This window comes from Halomonas sp. A40-4, assembly GCF_015767635.1.
Taxonomy (GTDB): Bacteria; Pseudomonadota; Gammaproteobacteria; order Pseudomonadales; family Halomonadaceae; genus Vreelandella; species Vreelandella janggokensis.
This window is the reverse complement of the sequence record NZ_CP065230.1, coordinates 1,569,538-1,593,437: the sequence shown is the minus strand read 5'-3', so window position 1 is coordinate 1,593,437 and position 23,900 is coordinate 1,569,538. Positions and strand designations below refer to the sequence as shown.

Sequence of the window (23,900 nt, the reverse complement as noted above, 5' to 3'; positions counted from 1 at the left end):
CAGTACTTTCTTTCACATCAACTTCCCGTCGTTTTTCCACTCGATGGCACAGCCCGCGACCACTTCCAGCACCGAACCCGCCTCTGCCGCCACGCTGCGGTGGGCACGCTGAAGAAAGGCCAGGTAGCGCCAGGTCTCGACATCGCTGGGCGGTAACGTTTCGTTGATATCGTTAGAGACAATCACTAGATGCACGCGGCGCGCCTGGGCATCTGCGAGGGCGTCTGCCAGTAACGCCAAGCCTTCGTCTTCGCTAAGCTCACTGGCATACAGTACCTGACTGGCCCAGAGGGTCAGGCAGTCCAAAAGCACGCTGCTGCCATCAGGCACTTTTTGCAGTGCTCGATCAATGGCCAACGGCGCTTCCAACGTCAGCCACTGCGCGCCCCTGGATTGCCGATGACGAGCAACACGCGCGGCCATCTCGTCGTCATATACGTCTGCGGTAGCTAGATAGTAACAGGTTGAACTGGCTGCCACGTCCAGCACCCGCTGCTCGGCGATGTCGCTTTTGCCGGAACGCGCCCCGCCGCTAACGAAGACAATCATGCAGTACCTTTTTTAATACATTCAATAACCGCTGATTGTCAGGCTTGTCGCGCAGGGCCACACGGAGCCAGTCGCCATCGAGCCCGGCAAAATTGTGGGTATGGCGCACCAGCATGCCTTCGTGTAGCAGTCGCTCAAATAGCACATCGCTGGAGATGCCTGCGGCGCGCTGCTCGGTACCCGGGCGGGTAAGGAAAAAGCAGGCCTGGCTGGGTACCACGTCCAGCCCCAGCTCGCTAAGCGCTTGGGTCATACATGGACGCTCGCTGGCTAACCAGCGTTGGGTGCGCCGGGTGAAGGCGCCGTCCGCCAGCAACGGCGCTACCAGCTCCGCTGCCAGGTGATTCACGCTCCAGGGCGGCTGGTGGGTCTGTGCTGCTTGAATCGTGGCCGTATCCGCCAGCATATAGCCTAGCCGTAGCCCTGGCAGCGTATAAAACTTGGTCATTGAGCGCAGCAGCATCAGATGCGGGTAGCGATCCAGCAGCGGTACCAGCGACACTGCATCATGCGTATCGCCGACCATATCCACAAAGGCCTCGTCCACCACCACTCGGCAGCCCGTCCAAGCCGTGTAATCCAGCAATGTCTCCATGACTGATGTATCGATAAGCGTCGCCGTGGGGTTATTGGGCCGACATAGAAACAGCACATCGATACCATTAAGTGCTGCCAACAGCGCATCAAGATCCAGGGCAAAGTGCGGTGCGGGTAGTACGATCTCAGTGACTGAAAGCCGATGGGCGCAACACGCTCGGGCGTACTCGCCAAAGCTTGGCGTCATAATCGCCGCCCGCTGCCAAGCGTGTAGCGCGGCGGCAAGAAAAATCGCCTCAGCGCCACCGTTGGTCAGCAGCACCTGTTCGGGCTGAAGCTGGTGATGGCTGGCGATGGCATCACGGGCAGCGGAATAGTCCGGCGCCGGGTAGTGCTCAAGGCCAGCCAGCTGTTGTGTCAAACAGTCGCGTACCCAGGCGGGAGGCCCCAAGGGATTCAGATTGGCGCTAAAGTCGTACAGCCGGTGCCCTGGTGGCAAGCCGAAGTGTGCTAATAACGCCTCGGACTGCCCGCCGTGGCTGGGCCATTCGGGTATGCTCATAAAAGCCTCGGAAGAATCAAACTCAGCCCAACCATCAAGACAGCTGACAGCCACATAAACAGCATCCAGCCACCGTGCATCAAGCGAATCGTTGCGTCGATATGGGCGACGTGCAGCGCCTCCAACGGCTCGCCCAGCGTCGCACGATGAGAGGCAACACCCTGATAGAAATTAGTGCCCCCTAACTGAACGCCGAGCAAACATGCCACCATGGCTTCCGGCCAGCCGGCGTTGGGGCTTGGGTGGCGGGGCGCCTCGCGGCAGGTGTCACGCAACGCGCCCCGCCAGCGCAACCGTAAAACGCCTGAAACGCCTGAAACGCCTGAAACGCCTGAAACGCTGAGCAACAGCCCTGCAAGCCACAGACACAAGGCCGTCAAGCGTGCTGGCAGCCAGTTGGCCACGTCATCCAGCTTGGCCGAGGCGTAGCCAAACTCGTTATAGCGTGCGTTGCGGTAACCGACCATCGAATCCAGAGTATTCACCGCCTTGTACGCCAGCGCCAGGGGGGCACCGCCGATCAGGGCAAAAAACAGCGGTGCGGTAATGCCATCGACGGTATTTTCCGCCACGGTTTCCACCGCCCCGCGGGTGATCCCGGCTTCATCCAGGCCCTGAGTATCGCGCCCCACTATCATGGCCAGCGCTTGCCGAGCAGCAGGCAAATCGCCTTTGGCAAGCGGAACGGCAATGGCACGCCCTGCCTCCGCCAGCCCTTTAATCGCCAGCGTCGTGGCTAACAGCCCTATCTCGGCGACAACGCCAAGCCATGGGTGCAGCGCGCTCAACAGTGCCAGCACCAGCCACGCAACGCCAAAGGTCCCCAGCACGATAACGGCGGTGAGTAAAAACCCCAACCGCCATCGACGCTTGGCGGCGCCCTGGTTCCAACGTTTTTCCAGCGCACTGATGGCTCGGCCGATGATCACCACGGGGTGCGGCAGCGATCGCGGATCACCGACGATCAGGTCAATTACGATCGCCACGGTCACCCAAACCAGCATGGCCGGAAAATAGTCGCTGAACGGCATCATTGGGAGTTGTTGTCGCTAACGCCTGCATCGGCGAAGGTCGCCATCTCATTGAGCATTCCGGCAGCCGCCTGGAGCAGCGGGAATGCCAGCGCCGCGCCACTGCCTTCACCCAGCCGCATGCCCAGCGCCAGCAGCGGTTGGGCGTCAAGTGCCTCCAGGGCCGTGGCGTGGCCGGGCTCTTCCGAGCGGTGGCCAAACACCAGATAACCTCGCACCGCCGGGCATAGGCGGCACGCCACAAGCGCTGCCACCGTGGCGATAAAGCCATCCACAACGGCGGGCAGCCGGTGAACCGCTGCGGCTAAATAAGCACCCACCATGGCAGCAATTTCCAGCCCGCCGAGTTTCGCAAGTACGTCTAAAGGGTCATCGGGGTCGGCCTGGCGTGCCTGAATGGCGCGTTCGATTACCGCCACCTTATGCGCTTGCTGGACGCTATTGATACCCGTCCCGGCACCGACTGCCTGGGCCACCGGGGTGCCGGCCAACACCGCCAGCATGGCGCTACTGGCGGTGGTATTGGCAATCCCCATTTCGCCGACGATGAGGCATTTAGCACCTGCCTGCCGAGCCCGCTCCACGGCGGCCACGCCTACCTCAATCGCCGCCTGGGCTTCCTCAGGTTGCATGGCATTTTCGAGTGCCATATTGGCCGTACCCTGACGCACCTTGGCGTGGGTCACGCCAGGCATCGTCAAGTTAGACGCCACGCCCACATCCACGATCTCGACATGGGCGTCAATCTGCCGGGCAAACACATTAATTGCCGCCCCACCGCTGGCGAAGTTGGCGACCATCTGGGCGGTCACGGCCTGGGGAAACGCCGACACGCCTTCTGCCGCCACACCGTGGTCGGCGGCGAACACCAGCACGCCGGGCGGCGTTACCCTGGGCATTAGCTCACCGGTAATGCTGCTTAGCTGAACCGCGAGCGCTTCTAGCTTTCCAAGGCTGCCCGGCGGTTTGGTGAGCGTATCAAGATAGGCACGCGCACGTTCACCTGCGCAAGCGTCTACCGGCACGATACGCGCGATCATCGACGGGGCAACATCGGGGGGCATGGTGGCTCCAAAGCGTTCAACATAAAGGAAGGGGGAATGGTAGCAAATGCAGGCCTGCTATACTTGCGGTTTAAACTTGGCAAGCGGGCACTGACCGCCACGATCAGCCAGTCCTCTTTAGCCCCGGTTGTTCAGAGCGATAGTTGTCATCAATTAGGGTAATAAAACTACAAATAGCAATTTTATTGCCGTAAAGTCTCTCCTATCGCCACCAAAAAATGTAAAATAACTACAGGTTTGACTCACCGTCTCTACCATGCAGAGGTAATTATGCCGAGCTCAACACACGCCCCTTTAAATCCCACCGTTGCCGAGGTTACCCAACGCATACGTGAGCGTTCTGCCGAACGGCGCGCCCTCTATGAGCGCCGCATGGCCGATCAGCACAAGCGCGGCGTGCATCGCGGCGAGCTCTCCTGCGGTAACCTGGCCCACGGCTTTGCTGCCTGCAACCCGCAGGACAAAAATTCCCTCAAGCTGATGAATAGCGCCAACCTGGGGATCATTTCGGCCTACAACGACATGCTGTCGGCCCACCAGCCATTCGAAACCTTCCCGGCCACTATCAAAGCCGCAGCCAGCGCGATGGGGTCCACAGCCCAGTTTGCCGGTGGCGTACCGGCGATGTGCGATGGCGTGACCCAGGGCCAGCCGGGGATGGAGCTGTCGCTATTCTCACGGGATGTAATTGCCATGGCCGCCGCCGTGGGCCTTTCCCATAACATGTTCGATGCGGCACTTTACCTGGGCGTGTGCGACAAGATTATCCCCGGGCTGTTTATCAGTGCCGCACGCTTCGGCCACCTGCCCGCGATGTTCGTGCCGGCAGGCCCCATGCCCAGCGGCCTGCCCAACAAGGAAAAAGCCCGCATTCGCCAGCTTTACGCCGAAGGCAAGGTGGGTCGCGATGCGCTGCTGGAGGCGGAATCCGAGTCTTATCACAGCCCTGGCACCTGCACCTTCTACGGCACGGCCAACTCCAACCAGCTGATGATGGAAGTGATGGGCCTGCACCTGCCGGGCACTTCGTTCGTCAACCCTGGCACCGAAATGCGCGAAGCCCTGACCCGCTACGCGACCGAGCAGGCGATCCGCAACACCGAGCCTGGCGGTGACTACCGCCCGTTCTATAAGCAGATCGACGAGCGTGCTATCGTCAATGCCGTCGTCGGGCTACTCGCCTCCGGCGGTTCCACGAACCATACCATGCACCTGATCGCCATGGCGGCAGCGGCAGGCATTACCCTGAACTGGGACGATTTCACCGACCTTTCCGCGGTCACGCCCAGCCTGATGAAGGTGTATCCCAACGGCCAGGCAGACATCAACCACTTCCAGGCAGCAGGCGGCATGAGCTACCTGTTCCGCGAGCTGCTGGGCGCTGGCCTGCTCCATGGCGATATTCCCACCGTGTTCGGTACCGACCTGACCGCCTACACCCAGGAGCCCTTCCTTGAAGACGGCAAGGTCGTCTGGCACGAAGGTCCTGAAAAAAGCCTCGACGAAGACGTTGTACGCCCGGTTTCATCGCCCTTTGCGCCCACCGGCGGCCTGACGGTGATGAAAGGCAACCTGGGCCGGGGCGTGATCAAGGTCTCGGCGGTTACCGAAGAGCACCGCGTGGTGGAAGCGCCGGTGAAGATCTTCGAAGACCAGAACGAGATGAAAGCGGCCTTCGAATCCGGCGACCTGGATCGCGACGTGATCGTGGTCGTCCGTTTCCAGGGCCCCAAAGCCAACGGCATGCCGGAACTGCACAAACTGACGCCGTTCTTGGGTGTGCTACAGGATCGTGGCTATAAAGTGGCGCTGGTGACTGACGGCCGCATGTCGGGCGCATCGGGCAAGGTACCGGCTTCCATTCACATGAGCCCGGAGGCCCTGGACGGCGGCCCGCTGGCGAAACTCCGCGATGGCGACATCGTCCGCCTGGATGCCAACGCCGGCACGCTCGACGCCAAGGTAGACCCTGTCACCTGGGGGCAGCGTGAACTGGCCATCGGCAATCTTGACCACTACCACGTTGGCCTGGGTCGCGAGTTGTTTTCAGGCTTCCGCCACTTGGCCATGCGCGGCGAGGAAGGCGCAGGTGTCTTTGGCGGCTTCGAAGCCGACGATCTCGCCCGCCAGCAAGGTCAGATCTTCGAAGAGGACGCCTGATGCGACCAGCCTTGATCGGCGATATCGGCGGGACCAATGCACGCCTGGCGCTGGTGACGCCAGGCGACATCACCCCGCACGATATTATCAACCTCCCCTGCGCCGACTACCCAGGCGTTATTGAGGCGATTCAGGACTACCTGACCCGAGTGGGGGCGACCGGTAACAACGCCCCTCGCGAGGCATGCCTGGCGTTTGCCTGCCCGGTTCACGCCGAGCGGGTGAAGATGACCAACAACCACTGGGACTTCATGAAGCGCGAGGTTCGCGAAACGCTGAACCTGTCGCTATTCAAGGTTATCAACGATTTTACTGCTCAGGCCCTGGGCGTGCCCCACGTGACGGCCGATGACCTCGTCGCGGTTCAGGCCGGTGACGGCCAGGCACATTCCACCCGCCTGGTGATTGGCCCCGGCACGGGGCTTGGCGTAGCCGGTGTCTTCCCCGGCCAGCATGCCTGGATACCGCTGCCTACCGAGGGTGGCCACGTCACCTTCGCGCCCACCGATGACACCGAGCGCGCGCTGCTTGACGTGTTTTTACAGCGCCACCAACGTGTTAGCGTCGAGCGCATTCTGTGTGGCCAAGGCTTACTCGAGCTCTATCAGGCCCACTGCGCGCTCGACGATCAGGCACCCCGCTGCGCCTCCCCCGCGGAGGTGACCCAGGCAGCCAACGAGGGCGACTCGATCGCCACCGCCACGCTGTTACGGTTCCTGAAAATCCTCGGCGATGTATGTGGCGATGCCACGCTGACCATGGGCGCCAGAGGTGGCGTTTACCTATGCGGCGGAATCTTGCCACGCCTTCTTGACTGGCTGCCGACAAGCCAACTGCGCGAGGCCTTTGTCAACAAGGGCCGCATGGGCGCCTATAACGCCGACATCCCCGTTTGGGTGGTCACCCATCCTTGGACAGGGTTGCTGGGTGCCGCTGAGGCGTTGCACAACGAAGAAGTGTTTTAAGCCCACCAACAGGAACCTCCCTATGCCCGCGCCAACCTTCGACGTGCCCTTTGTCCTTGGCATGATGCGTCTCCACGAAACCGCCGAGATGCATCAGGCCAACCACCTGGCTGACTGGATAGAGGCACGACTCGAGCAGGGCCTGCACTGGTTTGACCACGCCGATATCTACGGCAAGGGTGCTGGCGAGACGCTGTTTGGTCAGGCACTGCGCGCGCGCCCCGCGCTTGCCAAACAGCTTCACGTGGTAACGAAAGCCAGTATCGCCAACGATAACCCGACCCCGGGGGACGGCAAGGTGAAGCACTATAACGCCAGCCCGGCCTACCTAAACCGGGCGATCGACGACGCGCTAGACCGCTTGAGCGTCGAGCGTATCGATCACTTTCTGATTCACCGCCCCGACCTGTTAATGGATGCCGAAGCCACCGGACGCGCCCTGGACAAGGCCATCGAAGCAGGCAAAATTGGCGCTGCTGGCGTTTCCAACCACCTGCCCAGTCAGTGGCGCAGATTACAAAACGCCATGCACCAGCCTTTGCGCGCCAATCAAATCGAGCTATCCATTGCCCATAGCACGCCGCTATTCGACGGCAGCTTCGACGACCTATGTGCCGACGGCCACGCACCGATGGCCTGGTCGCCGCTCGCGGGCGGCAAGCTACTGCAAGGTGAAGTCAATCACACGCTTGGGCGGCTCGCCGAGGAACACACCAGCACCCCAGGCGCTCTGGCGCTTGCCTGGCTGCGTCGCCTGCCCCATCGGCCAGTGCCGGTGGTCGGTAGCGTGAAATCCGAGCGCATTGCCGATATGCTCAAAGGCCCCGACACGCTGCCCAGAGAAGATTGGTACGCATTGCTCGAAGCTGCTCGCGGCCACTGCGTCGCTTAGGTGTATCTCCTCTCCATCTGACCAATAATCACAAGGATCCCATGATGACGCCGATAATTGCCTTTGGCGAAGCCCTCGTCGACATGCTTTCAAGCCGCCTGGGTGACGCATCCGGCCCCGAAACCTTCACGCCTTACGCTGGCGGCGCCCCCGCCAATGTGGCGGTTGCCTGCGCAAGGCTGGGCGTCCCCAGCCAGTTTCTGGGCATGGTGGGTGAAGATACCTTTGGGCATTTCATCATCCGAGAGTTACAGCACCACGGCGTGGACACCCAGGGCGTGGTACTCACCCAAGAAGCACGTACGGCGCTGGCGTTTGTTTCCCGGGACAGCGACGGCGAGCGTACCTTTGACTTTTACCGCCCACCTGCCGCCGACCTGCTCTACCGTCTTGAACACCTCCCCCAGGGCGTTTTCGAGAACCCCGCGATTCTTCACCTGTGCAGCAATAGCCTGACCGACCCGGAAATCGCCGACGTGACGCTGGCCATGGCGACCATGGCGAAACGCACAGGTTGCCTGGTTAGCGTTGATGCCAACCTGCGCCACAATCTCTGGCCAGAAGGCGAAGCGGATATGGGATTGGTGACGCAACTGCTGGATAGCGCCGAGCTGGTCAAGGTATCGCTCGACGAACTTGATTACCTGCGCGGCGATCACCCCCAAGACGCCTGGATAGCAGAGCGCCTTGCCGCGGGCGTGAAAGTCATGCTGGTAACCGACGGTCCCAATAGCGTCGCCCTCAAGGGCGCGGGTCTCGATCAGACCATCGCGCCCCCCAGGGTTGACGCCGTGGACACCACCGCCGGTGGCGATGCGTTCATCGGCGGCCTGCTGGCCGAGTTGTCAAAGCACGGTATCGAGGAAGGCTGGCACCAGGATATTGACTTCCTCTCCCGCGCGGTGGACCTCGCCTGCCGCTGTGGCGCTCACGCCGTCACGCGTCCCGGCGCCTACTCAGCGCTGCCCACCCACGCCGATATCGAAACGTTGCGCAACTATCCTTAAATAACACTCCCTATATAACACTCACTAAATAACAGCCACTTGCCCAGGGCGCACCGATAGGCGCCCTTCATTGCAGACAAAGGTCGTACAGTTCCGACTTGTATAAATGTCAGACATTTACTAGCATACCTTCACTATCGTTAATAAGTGACCGCCATGACGCTGGAGACCCTTCCCCGCCATAAAGGGGGTGCGGATGAATTAGCCCGCCTGCTGGCAAGGGCATTACTGGCAGGCCACTGGCAGCCGGGTGACATCTTCCCCAAGGAAATGGACATCGGCACGCATTTCGATGTGAGCCGTAATCAGGTGCGTAATGCGCTGGCCCGCTTGACCTCCGCTGGTCTTTTAGACCGTACCGCCGGGCGTGGCACGCAAGTCCGCGAAATGAGCGACTGGCACCTGCTGGATCCGCTGATGAGCGAATGGATGACGGGGCTTACCGACCTCGACCCGCAGCTCACGCGCGCCATCTATGCGTTTCGCTTTTCGGCCGAGCCTGTCGTGGCGGGCCTTGCCGCCGAAGCGGCCGATGCGGCCGATATCGCCCGGCTAGAAGCCGCCTTTGAAGGCATGCAGAAAACTGCCCAGTCAGCCGCCGCTCGCGCCCAGCATGCCGAGTACGACGTCATGTTTCACGATGCCACCTACCAGGCCAGCCACAACCTGGTGTGGCGGCAAATGGGACACCTGTTGCGCCCTTCGATCATGGCCCTGGTACATGGCTCTCAGCACCGCACCGACACCTTCGACGACAGCCTGTCACGGCATCGCCGCGTTCTTGAAGCCATTGTGCGCCGGGATGCCGAGGCGGCGTCTTTCGCCGCGCGGGAAGTGCTTCGCCGCACGGCGATCGACCTGGGCATCGTCAATTAACCGGCCATCGACCACTGACTAGGATCTGACCCTATGAAAATTACCCGACTGAAAACCTGGCAAGTCCCCCCGCGCTGGCTGTTTCTCAAGATCGAAACCGACGAAGGCTGCTACGGCTGGGGCGAGCCGGTCATCGAAGGCCGCGCGGCGACTGTCGAGGCTGCCGTTCATGAGCTTTCCGACTACCTGGTTGGCCAGGACCCGCACCGTATCGAACACCTGTGGAACACGCTGTATCGCGCCGGGTTTTACCGCGGCGGGCCAATCTTGATGAGCGCCATTGCGGGTATCGACCAGGCGCTGTGGGATCTTAAAGGGCGCGATCTGGGTGTGCCCGTGCACCAGCTACTGGGCGGCGCGGTGCGCGATAAAATGCGCATGTACGCCTGGACCGGCGGCGACCGTCCTAGCGACGTGGGTGCAGGCGCCAAGGCACTGGCTGACAAGGGCTTTACCGCCTTCAAGATGAACGGCACACCCGAGCTGCAAATCGTCGACTCACACCGCAAGGTAGACGAAGCGGTCGCCCGGGTGGCCGAAGCGCGCAATGCGGTCGGCCCGGATGTGGGCATTGGTATCGATTTTCATGGCCGTGTGCACCGCCCCATGGCCAAAGCACTGCTGCGCGAGCTGGAGCCCTACCACCCGATGTTCGTCGAGGAGCCGGTTGCCCCCGAGCACTTGCCCTGCCTGAAAGACATTGCCGGTGGCCTTGGGTACCCGCTCGCCACCGGCGAACGGCTGCATACCCGCTTTGAATTCCGCGACCTGCTTAAAGACGGCATGATCGACATTATTCAGCCGGATATCTCCCACTGCGGTGGCATCAGCGAGGGGCTTAAAATCGCCGCCTTGGCGTCCGCCTACGATGTCGCCCTGGCGCCCCACTGCCCGCTTGGTCCCCTGACCCTGGCCGCGTCGCTACAGTTGGACGCTGTCAGCCACAATGCCTTTATTCAAGAGCAGAGCATGGGCATTCACTACAATCAGGGCAACGACGTACTCGACTATCTGGTCGACAAATCGGCGCTCAGCATTGAAGACGGCTTCTGTGCGATTCCCCAGGGGCCAGGGCTAGGTGTGGAGATTGACGAAGCCTTCGTTGAAGAGCGCGCCAACGTTGGCCACCGCTGGCGCAACCCGGTATGGACCCATGAAGATGGCTCTATTGCCGAGTGGTAAACCAAGCGACTAACCGGGAGATAGCCCTATGGGCGCGAGTGAGTTAACACATCCTTTAGCGTGGATTGCGGTGGACTGGGGGTCAAGCAACCTGCGCGCCTGGGCCATGGATGCCCAGAATCACGTCATGGCGAGTGCCTCCAGCCCTCGCGGCATGCTGTCGCTGACCCCCGCCGAGTACGAGGCCGAGCTGCTTGGAATCGTCGGCGACTGGTTGCCCGACAGCGGCCAAACGCCCGTGATGGTATGCGGTATGGCGGGCGCGCGGCAGGGTTGGCAGGAAGCCGCCTATCTGGCGACGCCCACGCGTCTCGATCAACTCTCTCGTGGCACGGTGATGCCGGCTCTCGCCGACGCTCGCCTGCAGGTTTACTTGCTGCCTGGATTAAGTCAGTCCGGGAGCAATACGCATCTCTACGATGTGATGCGCGGCGAAGAAACCCAGTTAGCGGGCCTTCTGGCCGATTCGTACCGCTTTAACGGCCTTGTCTGCCTGCCCGGCACCCATGCCAAATGGGCACGCTTAACCGATGGTGCCGTCACCGAGTTTGCGACCTACTTGACCGGCGAGCTGTATCAACTGCTCGCGCATCAATCCGTACTGAAGCACTCCGTAGGGCAGGATGACCTGCAACACGACGGCTGTCTCCAGTCGTTTACCCAGGCGGTCAAGGCAAGCTATCAGGCGCCCGAACGCTTCAGCCAGCGGCTATTCGGCGTCCGCGCTCAGGACTTGCTGGCTAATACCTTGCCGAGCGGTGATGCCCGAGGTGCCGTGCTTGCCGCACATCTCTCGGGGTTGGCGATCGGTCTCGAACTGGCCGGTGCCTGCCACGAGCTGACGCCAGGGGAAAGCGTGACCCTGATCGGCAACGAGGCGCTCAACCACCGCTACGCACTCGCCCTGGAAGCCCTCGACATCGGCACCCAGCGCGTTGACGGCGACACAGCGGTATTGGCCGGACTGACCCTCGCCTACCAAAGCACCCGGTAATAAGCATCAGCTAAACAAGGAGAGCGCTATGACACTGCCTTTAATTGGCATTTTACGTGGGGTAACGCCCGATGATGCGGTGGCCGTTGGCGGCGCCTTGCTTGATGCGGGCATCACGCAAATCGAGGTGCCGCTTAATTCCCCCGACCCATTCACCAGCATCCAGCGCCTGGCGGACGCCTTTGGCGACCAGGCGCTGATCGGTGCGGGAACGGTATTAAGCGCTGAGCAGGTACGTGATGTTCATGCTGCAGGCGGTCGATTGACCGTCTCGCCCAACTGCCGCCCTGCCGTCATTGAAGAATCCTATCGCCTCTCAATGGCCAGTTGGCCAGGCATTGTGACGCCTTCCGAAGCCTTTGATGCCCTGGATGCCGGTGCGACCGGGCTAAAGCTCTTCCCGGCGGTACAGGTGGGCATCGAGGGGATGAAGGCTGTCCGCGCCGTGCTGCCCCTTAACACCTTGCTATATGCGGTGGGAGGTATCGGTATCGACAATTTTGCCGCCTGGCGCGCCGCGGGCGTGGATGGCGCAGGCCTGGGCAGCGCGCTTTACCAACCGGGGCAAACGCCCCAGCAAGTCGGCAAGCAGGCCCAGGCACTGGTAGACGCCTGGCAAGCCGCAGGAGATCGTTTATGAATCACAACAAGATGGCGGAACTAGCGGTGGATTGCCGCTGCGAGCTGGGCGAAGGCCCCCAGTGGGACGCCGGGAGCGGACGGCTTTACTGGTGCGATATTCTGGGCAAATGCCTCCACTGGCTGTCACTTGAAAACGGCGAGTACGGCCATTACCCGCTTGAGCAAAGGGTATCGCTCGCGACCCCGCTGAACGATGGTCGATTAATGCTGGTCGGCGAGCACAGCCTGAGCCTGTTGAATCCGGCCACGCAACGCCTTGAGCATTTTGCCGACTTTGAAGCCGACAACCCCGTTACGCGCAGCAACGATGCCCGCGTGGACCGCCACGGCAGCCTGTGGCTTTCCACCATGGGCAAGACCGCCGAACCCGAAGCGGGCAGCCTCTATCGGTTGCATCGTGGGGAGCTGACTCGGCTGCGCAGCGGGCTGACCATTCCCAATGCCGTCTGCTTTTCACCCATGGGTGACACGGCGTATTTTACCGACACAGCCACCGGCATCGTGATGCGCTGGGCATTGGATAGCCAAGGCTGGCCAGTGGGCGAACCGGTTGCCTGGGCGGACTTCACGGCGCTTGAAGGCAACCCGGACGGCGCGGTGATCGACAGCGAAGGCTGCCTGTGGCTTGCCCTCTGGGGCGCGGGTAAGGTCGTGCGGCTCGATACCGCGGGTCAGGTGATTAACGAAGTGCATGTGCCGGTCAGCCAGCCCTCCTGCCCGGCGTTTGCAGGCCCTGGCCTTGAAACGCTCTATATCACCACGGCGCAGGAGGGATTCAGCGACGCACAGCGCCGCGAAGAGCCGCTGGCAGGCGGGTTATTCAAGGCCAACGTAGGCGTTCATGGCCTCGCCGATCCGTTACTGACGCTTGAGTAAAAAAGCCCCGGCGCAAGTCCGGGGCGATTCAGGTTAGTGGTGGAAGCGTTCGGCGGCCTGGCGGGCCAGTTCGCGGATGCCGTCCCAGTCTTCCGCCTCGACCATCGCCTTGGGCGTGACCCAGGAGCCGCCCACGCACATGACGTTCGGCAGCTTGAGGTACTCTTCAGCGTTATCCACCGTGATACCGCCAGTCGGGCAGAAGCGTGCTTCCGGAATCGGCGCGCCAAACGCCTTGATCGCTTTTGAGCCACCGCTGGATTCGGCGGGGAAGAACTTGAACCGACGATAGCCGTACTGCCAGCCGGTCATCAGCTCCGAAATGGTGGATACGCCAGGCAGCATCGGCACCGGGCTTTCCACGCCGTAGCGATAAAGCGCCTCGGTCGCTCCTGGGGTTACCACGAAGTCAGCGCCGACCTGCTCGGCCTGGCGATACTGGGCAGGGGTCAATACCGTGCCTACGCCGATACTCGCCCCGGGCAGGGCGTCTTTCATGCGCTTGATGGCGTCCAGCGCGCACTCGGTCCGCAGGGTAATCTCCAGCACGGTCAGGCCACCTTCGACCAGGGCACGGCCCAATGGCACGGCGTCTTCCAAGCGGTCGATGGTAATCACCGGGATCACTTCGGCTTTCAGGCAAATGCTGTCCAGCTCTGCGGTGCGGGTCGACGGCAGCTGTTTATCGATGGTCATGCGTGAGTCTCCAAGCAAATTATTATCTGTAAAACCTGGCGCTAAGGCGCCCAGTAAATCGCCAAGGGGCAGGATAGAAAGGCACGAATGGGCAGTTGACGCATGTCGTCCCCGCTCAGTGCCTTGGCCAACACGGCCCGCTTATCGTCGCCGGTAATATGTAAGATGTGACGGCGCGCCTGATGCAGCCGGTCTGCCGAAAACGTGATGCGTGGCTGCGGTTGGCTGGGCGTTCGCACGGCGACCAGCGGCTCCTCTGTGGCGAGCGCCAGGCCAAGCTCCAGGCTGTCAGGAAAAAGCGAGGCCGTATGGCCGTCGCCGCCCATGCCCAGGATCACCACGCTTGCCGGCCAGCTAAGCGATAGCGCACGCTCGCTGACATCAGGCACGCCTTCTTCAGGAGTGCCTGCGTCGCTGGTCAAGGGTTCAAAATGGGCCGCCGCCGCTGCCCCCTGAAGCAAATGCTCGCGGACCAATTTAGCGTTGCTGTCATCACTCTGTGCATCCACCCAACGCTCGTCCGCCAGCGTGATCTCCACCCGCTCCCAGGGCAGCGGCTTGGCCGCCAGGGCTTTGAAAAAGGGGACTGGCGTCGAGCCGCCGGAGACCACCAACAAGGCGTTCTCCTGGTGTTCCAGGTCGTCGTTCAAGGCTTGAAAAACGGCCTCGGCCAACTGTTCGGCAAGCTGTGTGCGTGCATCGCTCATGTTAATAATCCTCGTACCAGCTGCGACCATCCTGGGTAATCATGGCAATGGAGGCGACCGGCCCCCAGGAACCTGCCGGATAACGCCGCGGTGGGGTTTCCCGGGCCTTCCAGCCATCAATCAGTTGATCGCACCAGCGCCAGGCGTGCTCGACTTCGTCACGGCGCACGAACAGGTACTGCTGGCCTTTCATGACTTCCAGCAGCAACCGTTCGTAGGCATCGGGAATGCGCGATTTGGGGAAGGCGTTGTTGAAATCCAGATGCAGCGGGCCGGGGCGCAGGCGCATGCCTTTGTCCAGGCCGCTGTCCTTGGTCAATACCTGGAGCGCGATACCCTCTTCCGGCTGCAAGCGGATGATCAACTTGTTGGCCGCGATATTGCGCTGATCCGGGTCAAAGATATAGTGCGGCTGCTGGCGGAAGTGGATCACGATCTGCGACAGCTTCTCCGGCATGCGTTTACCGGTACGCAGATAGAACGGCACGCCCGCCCAGCGCCAGTTGGCGACCTCGGTTTTCATCGCCACAAAGGTTTCCGTCTGGCTCTCGGTGTTGGCGCCCTCTTCTTCCAGGTAGCCCGGCACCTGCTGGCCGTCGCTGGTGCCTGCCGTGTACTGGCCGCGCACCACATCGCGACCCAGGGCTTCGCCGGTAAACGGCTTGAGCGCCTTGAGCACCTTGACCTTTTCGTCGCGAATGGCGTCGGCGTCCAGATTCGAGGGCGGGTCCATGGCAATCAGGCAGAGCAACTGCAGCAGGTGGTTCTGCACCATGTCGCGCAGCTGACCGGCTTCGTCGAAATACCCCCAGCGGCCCTCAATGCCGACTTTTTCGGCCACGGTGATTTCCACATGGGAGATATGGTTCTGGTTCCACTGGGTGCCGAACAAAGGGTTGGCAAAGCGCAATGCAATCAGGTTCTGAACGGTTTCTTTGCCCAGGTAATGATCGATGCGATACACCCGCGACTCGGGGAAGACGTCGCCAATGGCGTCATTAATCTCCTCGGAAGACGCCAGATCGAAACCGATCGGCTTTTCCACCACGACGCGCGTGGCATCATCCAGGCTGCCGCTTTGCTGAAGGTTTCGACAGATATCGCCGTAGATTTTAGCGCCCACCGACAGATAGACCACCATCGGGCGCGGCGAACCCTCACGCCATTGTCGAACGGCATCAAAGCCTTCCACGCTGGTGAAATCCAGCTTCAAGTAATCGAGGCGATCTAGAAAGCGCTCCATGCTCTCTTTATCCTGCTCGTCCTTTTTTAACCGTTTTTGCAGCGCACCGCTAACCAATTGACGAAACGCATCGGGTTCATACTCTTGGCGTGCCAACCCCAGAATACGCGTGCTTTCGGGCATTAATCCTTCACGGTCGAGGTGGTAGAGCGCAGGAAACAGCTTGCGCATCGCCAAATCGCCCAGCGCGCCAAACAGCGCTAGGTCGATGGCGTTATTCGGATCGCCCAACGGGGCACCCTGGGAAGCAGGTGACGGGCTCATCTCAGCTCCTGTTGACCATTAGATGATCTAATGTTGTTAGATTACCTAAAATCTATCTGAAAAAAGGTATTATACGCAATATTTCGTGTAATTTTACTACAAAAAACCTTCAAGCGTTACCTTAACGCTATTATGGTGTTGCACTGTTGCAATATGACATAGCGGCGGCTCTTCACATCAAGTATTCCCACCATATAAACGACTTCTGCGTCCCGGAAGAATGAGGCAGTGCAGGTATGAATAAGCGTAGCCAAGCCTGCTCAAGGGGCAATGCCAACACCGCCGACAAGAACTGAGGTTTCACTTCGTGGCTGATCAACGGACGATCAGGATAGGTGATAACGAGGATCGGAAAGGTATCCGGAAAAGGCCAAGTAGCCGCTATGATGAGAATGAGAACGCCTGAAACCTGGAACTGGAACGCAGCGGCATCGATTAGGGAGTTTTCATGGGCGAAGCAGCAGGCAAACACCCGGCAAAGGTCGGGTGTTTATTAATGAAACAACTAAATCTCCACGGCGCGCCCAATAAACTGGATAGGGCCAGTAGGCAAGCCAGTAGGTGAGCCGGTTTCTTCTTCCAGCGTCAGCTCAAACAGCTGGTTGTCCTCAAGCGGCGGCAGGTTATCTAGCTGCACGCGAATTGGCTCTCCCGGCTCTACCAAGCCAAGCGATACTGGGGCCTGCCATTCGTCGGCCTTGGTCCAGAACTCCAGCGCCTTGCCTTCCGGTACTTCAAAGGTACCCAACGGTATCAGCTCGATGTCCTGGCGGGTTGACGCCTGCACCACCCAGCCGGCGGACTGACTTTGCGGAGCCAGCAGTACGACCATGTATTCCGGCGTTGTGGGCGTGGTAGACACATTGGTCAACACCACGCCCAACACTAACGCAGCGGCCATGCCGATACCGGCGGCCCCCTGCCAAAACGGCAGGTGGTTGACCCAGCGACGGCGTGGCGGTGGCATCACGCTCTCTGGTTCTGGGTCATGCGAAGCATCAAGGCTGCGTTCGATACGTGGCCATAAATAGTCAGAAGGCCTTACTGGCTGAGTCAGCGCAGTATAGGGCATGAAGCGTTCTTCCCACGCCATCACAGCCCGGAGTAATTCCGGCTCGTTTTTGAGTCGCGCTTCGACTGCCTTACGCTGTGCCAACGATAGTGTTCCCAGTACGTATTCACCTGCCAGGGCGTGGTCGTCGTGCTCAATGGGACCGGTCATGCCATACACTCCCTTAGGCGCAGCAGGCTGCGTTTTATCCAGGCTTTAACGGTACCCAGCGGCGCACCCGTGTGCGCGGAAATTTCCGCGTGACTGAGACCATCCACATACGCATGTAGCACACAGTTTCGCCGCTCGGTCTCTAACTGATGCAGACAGTCATCCATGCGCTGGCCGGTCTGCCAATCGAAAGCGTCTTCGACAACGGACGAATGCTGGAAATGTTCGTCGAGGTCTATCTCGGTGGGGTCATTACTATCAAACGTGATTTCACGATCACGGTAACGTATGGCGTTTAATGCCTGATGGCGCGCCACGCTGAATATCCATGTTCGCGCCGACCCTTTGGCTGGGTCGAAGCTATTGGCGCGTTGCCAAATATTAATGCAGGCATCGTGGACAATATCTTCGGCCATGCCACGATCCTTGACGATTCTTAAGACAACACCCAGCAGCCTGGCACCTTCATGGACGTATAGCTGGTGCAAGGCATCATGCTCGCCGCGAGCACATCTCGCTAATGCGCCAGCATGATCAAATTCTGAGGACACGTCAGTCAAACCCTAGCTCCCTGGTGACGGCACCGACGCCAGTCGTACTCTCAGACAGCATAGCCGCTGAGGGCTCGACAAACGAGTCCTCAGCGTAATTGGCGTTCCAGCCGACTTATTCAGCCGCCCAGAAGATGTAATCGGCTTGGTAGGTAACGACGGCGGTGGCACCGTCATGATCCATATCGCAGGCCACATCTGGAGCAACGCCACCCTGGGTGTTCAGGCGCTGGATGTAGCTGACGCCAGTCATTGCACCTTCACCTTCAGCGGGGTTGGCTTCAACAAGCTGGAGCGGAATGTTGCCATCTCCATTGGCAGCCGTAGCCAGTTGGGTGCCGGTTACTTTTGAGCCATCCAACGCTTCCCAGGTGGCGGGCGGACCGTAGTAACTGCCGACCTGGCTACCGTCGCTATCATTAAGTGCAGCGTGCGGGCCTTTAAATACCCAAGCCATGGTGTCGTCGTCGTTCATTTCACACATATACGTGATTGCGCCAACACCGACAGTTTCGAGCGCAACGGCATTGCCGTCCGGTACCTGGACATCCGCGGGCGTCATGTCTGCCAACGCAGCGTGACTGAAGGATGCAATCAGAGTGGCGGCCAAGGTAGCGCGCGTTAGATGATGAATGGTCATTTTCAGTCTCCTAAGGGTTAAATATCAGTTGCCTTTCATAGCAGCTGTATAGGGAATACCCGTGAGGAAGCCTTTTGGATGCAGTCAATTCATAATATTTCTAAAAAACGTAAAAAAAGCCCGCGACGTGTCGCGGGCAAACAGAAACGGAGAAACAACAAGCGGCCTGGCCTTCTGCCAGGCTTACTAGCTTAGAACCATATCTCGCTTTGTACGCCAAAGGTCCATTCACCTCCTGTAAAGCCTGACTGACCGAAAGAGTCTGAAATATCGTTGCCGCCGGCATCAGTCGCATCGTTTTGCAGATAACCGTTCAAGTCATCATCCCAGTCGCTCCAGGTCGTAAAGAAACGAATTTCGGGGCGCTTCCAAAAGCCACCGACTTCAGGCTTGAAGGTCGGCGCAATGGTGAACTTGCTGTAGCCCCCATCAACCTCATTACGCTGACCGTAGCCTTGAGGATCTAAATCCATCCATTGATAACTCGCTTCGTACTGCATTTCGAAGTTTTCAGTCAGCTCGTTGGCCAAGCGGACGTTGAGCGTGGCCCAGTCATACGAATCGCCTTCTGCAAAACGGTCTTCGCTGGTTTCAGCAAGCACTGAGGGCGCAATACGCCATTTGGGTGCAAGATAGGTAGTCCCATAAAGCGCTAGACGGGTTGAGTTGGCATCATCGGTCAAATCACCGTTGGCGCCGATGTTTTTCGTCTCGGCGCCCAGGCCCTGGCCATGCAGCACCGCCGCTTTATAACTGCCCTCGCCCATGCCGAAGAAGCTGTCGCCGTGATAGGCTACCATGGTGTGGAAACCATTTTCGGCAGCTTCCTGACCTGACCCGATATCACGGGTGTCGTTATCGGCTGCCGACATGCCGTTGACCATCCACTGCCAGTTACCAAAGTAGTTGTTGGAAGTCAGGATCAGGTTATCGGTATTGCCTTTCAGGCCGGGGTCTTCACTGCTAACCACGTCAAAGTCGGCAAAGCTGCGGCCGTAAATCGACAGGTTGGATTTCCAGTTATCGGCCAGCTGCATGTCGTAAATACCGCCGCCGGTACCGGCGAGGAAGACCACATCGCTATCCAGCCAGTGGATGTCGAAGTTGTCGCGGTCAAAACGTTTACCGGCCCAGATGGAGGCATTTTCAAACGCACCGGTGAAGCTCGGTAGATCGCTGAATTCGGCATATACCTGACGGACGTTGATATCCGACTCGCCGCCAGTCCAGTCATTGCTCGAGGTGGTGCCGTCGGCAATCATGGTGCGGTATAGCGCTTTGGCACCGTTATCGAAACGCATGCGGTAGTTCAGAATCGCTTCGGCATAGGTATCTGGCTCGTTACCCAAGCGACCCACCGCGCCGCCTTCAGGGCCTGCAGGGGTGACGTAAGGGCCACCCTCTGCACTTTTGCCATCTTCACCGATCAACAGGCCCGAGCGCGCGTAGACATTGAATGAAAACCCTTCTTCGCCATCAGCATAGCGCTCTACCCTTGCCAGACGCTCTTCAATTTCAGCATCGCTTTCAATATCGGCGGTTGCGGCGCGCTGCTGTTCAGCCTCGGCGGCACGCTGCTCGGCGGCGACGGCCCGCTGTTCAGCGGCGATAATCCGGGCTTCCAACTCGGCAAGCCGCTCTTCCATGGTGGTATCGGCCATGGCCGCACCGCTGACACCCAGGCTGGCGGCGGCGATGGCAATCGCCAGCGGTGTTTTGAAAGTCATTTTATCCATTGTTTTAAACCCTGTTGTTGTTCGACGCCCCGCCCATCACTGCTTTTTCAATCCGATGCGCATTAAAGCGGTCGCGTTTGAGTCGATCGTTGTAAAGCGTATTTATTCCAACAGTTGGTAAAGCAACTGTTGCTACCAACCAAAACGCTGGAATACGTGAAACTTAATCGATTAAGACTTCGTAAACCAACCAGTAATCACTAATTATCGACCAATGTCTAAACACCAAGCATCGGGTTAGCACAACCTGAATAAATAATTAGACAAAAGTCTCTATTGAACTTGCTGGCAAGAGGCGGCTAACTAGGCGCATCAACTTAATCGTTTAAGTTCAAATTCGACGGGCTTGAACGGTGCGCTACCCGACAACAACAAACGCCGAGGAACCATCATGAAAAAAACGCTTTTAACGACCGCCATTGCACTCGCCAGCGCAACCGGTGGCATCAGTCAGGCCCAGGCGGCTGACCTGACCATTTCATGCGGTGCTGTGGGTGCCGAACTGACGCTTTGTGAAGAAGGCATTGAAGCGTGGGAAGAAAAAACCGGTCATGAGGTCGATGTGGTCTCGACACCCAACTCATCCACCGAGCGGTTATCGCTTTATCAGCAGATCTTGTCGGCTAATTCCAGCGATATCGATGTGATGCAAATTGACGTTGTCTGGCCGGGCCTGTTGGCCAACCACCTGCTGGATTTGCGCGAAGTGCTGGGTAATGACGTCGCTGCTGGGCATTTCGAGACCATCGTGACCAACAACACCATCGACGACCGGCTGGTCGCCATGCCGTGGTTTACCGACGCGGGCGTGCTCTACTACCGCGAAGATCTGCTCGAAAAACATGGTCATGACGTGCCCACCACCTGGCAAGAACTTACCGAGACCGCCCGCGAGATCAAACAGGCCGAGCGCGAGGCAGGCAACGACCGCATGCAGGGCTATGTCTTCCAGGGACGCGCCTATGAAGGCTTGACGGTGAACGCCCTTGAATGGGTAGCTAGCCACGGTGGCGGCAACATTGTCGAGGCCGACGGTACTATCAGCATCAATAACCCGCAGGCCGCCGAAGCCCTCGACCTTGCCGCATCGTGGATCGGGGACATCTCGCCCAATGGCGTGCTCAATTACACCGAAGAAGAGGCCCGTGGTGTGTTCCAGAGCGGCAACGCGGTGTTCATGCGTAACTGGCCCTACGCCTGGGCGCTGGCTCAGAGCGAAGACAGCGACGTGCGCGATAAGGTTGGCGTCACCCAGTTACCGGCGGGCGGCGAAGACGGTAAAAGCGCCGCTGGCCTGGGTGGCTGGAACCTGGCGGTATCACGCTACACCGAAAACCCTGAACTGGCCGCCGAGCTCGTCGCCTTTCTGACCAGCGAAGAAGAGCAGAAGCGACGCGCCATTGAAGCCTCTTATAACCCCACTATCGATGCGCTCTACCAGGATGAAGAGGTGCTCGACGCCGTCCCCTTCTTCGGCACCCTTTACGAGACGTTCACCAATGCGGTGGCACGCCCGTCAGCTCCCACCGGTGATGCCTACGGCCGGGTGAGCAACGCCTTCTTTAGCGCTTCACACGAAGTACTGTCAGGCACGAAAGATGGCGCCCAAGCCGTTGAGGACCTGGAAAACGAGCTTCTCCGTTTGAAGCGTCGTAACTGGTAACGCTGGAGAGCCTAATGACGACTTCTCACTCAAGCTCGCTCGATGGGGCGCGCACAGCCGCATTGACGGCGCGGCGCTCTCGCGGCACCAAGGTGCGGCGCCAGCGCGTCAAAGCGGCCTGGTTATTCCTGACGCCCATGCTGGTCGCGCTAGCCCTGGTGGCTGGCTGGCCTTTATTTCGCACCTTCTTTTTAAGTTTTACCGACGCCTCACTGTCTGACCTGGGCACAGCCAACTTCATCGGCTTTGAAAACTATCTGGTTCACGATAACGGCCGCTGGTTTGGCATCATGGCCGACCCCGTATGGTGGCAGTCGGTATGGAACACCGTCTATTTCTCGGTGGTGTCGGTATCGCTTGAGGTTGTCTTTGGCGTCATCGTCGCGCTGATTCTCAACGCGGAGTTTAAAGGGCGCACCATTGTGCGTGCCGCCGTACTGATTCCCTGGGCCATCCCCACCATCGTCTCGGCGCAAATGTGGGCATGGATGCTCAACGACCAGTTCGGCATCATCAACCACATGCTGATGGGGATCGGCGTCATCGACAACCCTATTGCCTGGACCGCCAGCGCCACCTACTCGATGTGGGCAGTGATCATGGTCGATGTCTGGAAAACCACTCCGTTTGTCGCCCTGCTGGTGCTTGCTGCGCTGCAGATGCTGCCCAAGGACTGTTACGAGGCCGCCGAGGTCGACGGCATTCATCCAGTGCGGGTGTTTTTCAAGGTAACGCTGCCACTGATAACGCCTGCCTTGATGGTGGCGGTGATTTTCCGTCTGCTCGACGCGCTGCGGGTGTTCGATGTCATCTACGTACTGACCTCGAATTCCACCAGCACCATGTCCATGTCGGTGTATGCACGCCAACAGCTGGTTGAGTTCCAGGACGTCGGTTATGGCAGCGCGGCGTCCACCCTGCTGTTCCTGATTATTGCCTTGGCAACCGTTGCCTACATCTATGCTGGCCGCAAGCAACTACAACTGGGAGGTGAGGCATGAACGCACGTCAGTTGAGTAAAATAGCCAAGCAGATCGGCTTCTGGGCACTAATCGTGCTGATCATGGTTTACGCCGTCTTCCCGTTTTATTACGCCGTGATTACCTCGTTCAAGCCATCGAGCGAGCTGTTCCGTGTCGAGCTATGGCCTTCTTCCTGGCACCTGGGCAACTATGTTCAAGTATTGACCCAAGCCAGCTTTTTACGCGCCATCTTGAACTCCATTGTGGTGGCGACCAGCGTGGTATTTATCGCCCTGTTGCTGGGTATCACGGCCTCCTATGCCCTGGGTCGCGTACGTTTTCGCGGGCGCTCAACGGTATTGCTGGTCATTCTGGGGGTATCGATGTTTCCCCAGGTGGCAGTGCTCTCCGGGCTGTTTGAAGTTATCCGCACGCTCAACCTCTACAACAACCCGGCCGGGCTGATCTTGAGTTACACCATCTTCACCCTGCCCTTCACGGTGTGGGTGCTGACCACCTTCATGAAGCAGCTCCCCATGGAACTTGAAGAAGCCGCCATCATGGATGGCGCCACACCGTGGATCACCATTACCAAGGTGTTTTTACCCCTGATGTGGCCTGCCATGGCGACCACCGGGCTGCTCGCCTTTATTGCCGCGTGGAACGAGTTTCTGTTCGCGCTTACCTTCACCCTGACCGACACCCAGCGCACCGTACCGGTGGCGATCGCCCTGCTGTCCGGCGGCAGCGCCTACGAATTGCCCTGGGGCCCCATCATGGCTGCGTCTGTCGTGGTAACAGTTCCGCTGGTGGTGCTGGTGATCATCTTCCAACGCCGCATCGTCTCTGGACTCACCGCTGGCGCCGTCAAAGGCTAAG

The 23,900-nt window shown here is 59.5% G+C and carries 23 protein-coding genes; 12 read left to right on the top strand and 11 right to left on the bottom strand.

The genetic code is table 11. The features are described from left to right. Window positions 1–12: 12 nt before the first annotated feature. From IT895_RS07450 to cobT, 4 genes are read right to left on the bottom strand one after another with little or no spacing between them, the layout of a single operon-like run. Window positions 13–549: a bifunctional adenosylcobinamide kinase/adenosylcobinamide-phosphate guanylyltransferase gene (locus IT895_RS07450; RefSeq protein WP_199285151.1), complete on the bottom strand. Its 537-nt coding sequence runs from the start codon at window positions 547–549 to the stop codon at window positions 13–15. Further along, a complete protein-coding gene (cobD, locus tag IT895_RS07445) occupies window positions 533–1,648 on the bottom strand; it encodes a threonine-phosphate decarboxylase CobD (RefSeq protein WP_199285150.1) in 1,116 nt (371 codons plus the stop codon). The genes IT895_RS07450 and cobD overlap by 17 nt, the downstream gene beginning before the upstream one ends. Continuing rightward, the gene (gene cbiB, locus IT895_RS07440) at window positions 1,645–2,682 is read right to left on the bottom strand and encodes an adenosylcobinamide-phosphate synthase CbiB (protein ID WP_085919865.1); all 1,038 of its coding nucleotides are present in this window, start codon (window positions 2,680–2,682) and stop codon (window positions 1,645–1,647) included. The genes cobD and cbiB overlap by 4 nt, the downstream gene beginning before the upstream one ends. Then, window positions 2,679–3,743 (bottom strand): nicotinate-nucleotide--dimethylbenzimidazole phosphoribosyltransferase, encoded by a 1,065-nt coding sequence (gene cobT / locus IT895_RS07435; protein WP_199285149.1) that lies wholly within the window; start codon window positions 3,741–3,743, stop codon window positions 2,679–2,681. Before cobT ends, cbiB begins: the two co-directional genes overlap by 4 nt. 270 nt (window positions 3,744–4,013) lie before the next feature. On the opposite strand from cobT, the gene edd reads away from it, so the two are divergent. The 9 genes from edd (at window position 4,014) to IT895_RS07390 (ending at window position 13,337) form a co-directional block, all read left to right on the top strand. Continuing rightward, a complete protein-coding gene (gene edd, locus IT895_RS07430) occupies window positions 4,014–5,903 on the top strand; it encodes a phosphogluconate dehydratase (RefSeq protein WP_199285148.1) in 1,890 nt (629 codons plus the stop codon). Then, window positions 5,903–6,868: a glucokinase gene (glk, locus tag IT895_RS07425; RefSeq protein WP_199285147.1), complete on the top strand. Its 966-nt coding sequence runs from the start codon at window positions 5,903–5,905 to the stop codon at window positions 6,866–6,868. Before edd ends, glk begins: the two co-directional genes overlap by 1 nt. A 22-nt stretch (window positions 6,869–6,890) precedes the next feature. Then, window positions 6,891–7,760 carry an aldo/keto reductase gene (locus IT895_RS07420; protein ID WP_085919869.1) on the top strand — a complete coding sequence of 290 codons (870 nt, stop codon included), beginning with the start codon at window positions 6,891–6,893 and terminating at the stop codon, window positions 7,758–7,760. Between the two features lie 44 nt (window positions 7,761–7,804). Next, window positions 7,805–8,767, top strand: coding sequence for a carbohydrate kinase family protein (locus tag IT895_RS07415; RefSeq protein WP_199285146.1), 963 nt, complete (start codon window positions 7,805–7,807; stop codon window positions 8,765–8,767). Window positions 8,768–8,923: 156 nt separating this feature from the next. Beyond that, on the top strand, window positions 8,924–9,643 hold the full coding sequence (locus tag IT895_RS07410) for a FadR/GntR family transcriptional regulator (protein WP_199285145.1): 720 nt from the start codon (window positions 8,924–8,926) through the stop codon (window positions 9,641–9,643). A 33-nt stretch (window positions 9,644–9,676) separates the two neighbouring features. Then, complete coding sequence (dgoD, locus tag IT895_RS07405) at window positions 9,677–10,825, top strand: galactonate dehydratase (RefSeq protein WP_085919872.1); 1,149 nt, start codon at window positions 9,677–9,679, stop codon at window positions 10,823–10,825. Window positions 10,826–10,853: 28 nt separating this feature from the next. Continuing rightward, on the top strand, window positions 10,854–11,819 hold the full coding sequence (locus IT895_RS07400) for a 2-dehydro-3-deoxygalactonokinase (protein ID WP_199285144.1): 966 nt from the start codon (window positions 10,854–10,856) through the stop codon (window positions 11,817–11,819). A 28-nt stretch (window positions 11,820–11,847) separates the two neighbouring features. Then, a complete protein-coding gene (locus IT895_RS07395) occupies window positions 11,848–12,459 on the top strand; it encodes a 2-dehydro-3-deoxy-6-phosphogalactonate aldolase (protein WP_199285143.1) in 612 nt (203 codons plus the stop codon). After that, window positions 12,456–13,337, top strand: coding sequence for an SMP-30/gluconolactonase/LRE family protein (locus IT895_RS07390; RefSeq protein WP_199285142.1), 882 nt, complete (start codon window positions 12,456–12,458; stop codon window positions 13,335–13,337). Before IT895_RS07395 ends, IT895_RS07390 begins: the two co-directional genes overlap by 4 nt. A 33-nt stretch (window positions 13,338–13,370) precedes the next feature. Here IT895_RS07390 and IT895_RS07385 read toward each other — a convergent pair whose 3' ends face one another. From IT895_RS07385 to IT895_RS07355, 7 genes are all read right to left on the bottom strand, one after another. Continuing rightward, the gene (locus IT895_RS07385; protein WP_085919876.1) at window positions 13,371–14,033 is read right to left on the bottom strand and encodes a bifunctional 4-hydroxy-2-oxoglutarate aldolase/2-dehydro-3-deoxy-phosphogluconate aldolase; all 663 of its coding nucleotides are present in this window, start codon (window positions 14,031–14,033) and stop codon (window positions 13,371–13,373) included. Between the two features lie 41 nt (window positions 14,034–14,074). After that, on the bottom strand, window positions 14,075–14,740 hold the full coding sequence (pgl, locus tag IT895_RS07380) for a 6-phosphogluconolactonase (protein ID WP_199285141.1): 666 nt from the start codon (window positions 14,738–14,740) through the stop codon (window positions 14,075–14,077). Between the two features lies 1 nt (window position 14,741). Continuing rightward, entirely contained in the window at window positions 14,742–16,247 is a 1,506-nt protein-coding gene (gene zwf, locus IT895_RS07375; protein WP_085919878.1) for a glucose-6-phosphate dehydrogenase, read from the bottom strand. 505 nt (window positions 16,248–16,752) lie between these two features. Further along, window positions 16,753–17,469: an anti-sigma factor gene (locus tag IT895_RS07370; RefSeq protein WP_085919879.1), complete on the bottom strand. Its 717-nt coding sequence runs from the start codon at window positions 17,467–17,469 to the stop codon at window positions 16,753–16,755. Then, window positions 17,466–18,020 carry a sigma-70 family RNA polymerase sigma factor gene (locus IT895_RS07365; RefSeq protein WP_233337418.1) on the bottom strand — a complete coding sequence of 185 codons (555 nt, stop codon included), beginning with the start codon at window positions 18,018–18,020 and terminating at the stop codon, window positions 17,466–17,468. The genes IT895_RS07370 and IT895_RS07365 overlap by 4 nt, the downstream gene beginning before the upstream one ends. Before the next feature lie 115 nt (window positions 18,021–18,135). Continuing rightward, on the bottom strand, window positions 18,136–18,660 hold the full coding sequence (locus IT895_RS07360) for a DUF3455 domain-containing protein (protein ID WP_199285140.1): 525 nt from the start codon (window positions 18,658–18,660) through the stop codon (window positions 18,136–18,138). Window positions 18,661–18,851: 191 nt separating this feature from the next. Continuing rightward, a complete protein-coding gene (locus tag IT895_RS07355; RefSeq protein ID WP_199285139.1) occupies window positions 18,852–20,396 on the bottom strand; it encodes a carbohydrate porin in 1,545 nt (514 codons plus the stop codon). A 391-nt stretch (window positions 20,397–20,787) separates the two neighbouring features. Here IT895_RS07355 and IT895_RS07350 point away from each other — a divergent pair, with 391 nt between their 5' ends. From IT895_RS07350 to IT895_RS07340, 3 genes are read left to right on the top strand one after another with little or no spacing between them, the layout of a single operon-like run. Beyond that, a complete protein-coding gene (locus IT895_RS07350) occupies window positions 20,788–22,059 on the top strand; it encodes an ABC transporter substrate-binding protein (RefSeq protein ID WP_085919883.1) in 1,272 nt (423 codons plus the stop codon). Between the two features lie 14 nt (window positions 22,060–22,073). Beyond that, window positions 22,074–23,060: a carbohydrate ABC transporter permease gene (locus IT895_RS07345; RefSeq protein WP_199285138.1), complete on the top strand. Its 987-nt coding sequence runs from the start codon at window positions 22,074–22,076 to the stop codon at window positions 23,058–23,060. After that, window positions 23,057–23,899, top strand: coding sequence for a carbohydrate ABC transporter permease (locus IT895_RS07340; protein ID WP_085919885.1), 843 nt, complete (start codon window positions 23,057–23,059; stop codon window positions 23,897–23,899). Before IT895_RS07345 ends, IT895_RS07340 begins: the two co-directional genes overlap by 4 nt. Window position 23,900: the final 1 nt, after the last annotated feature.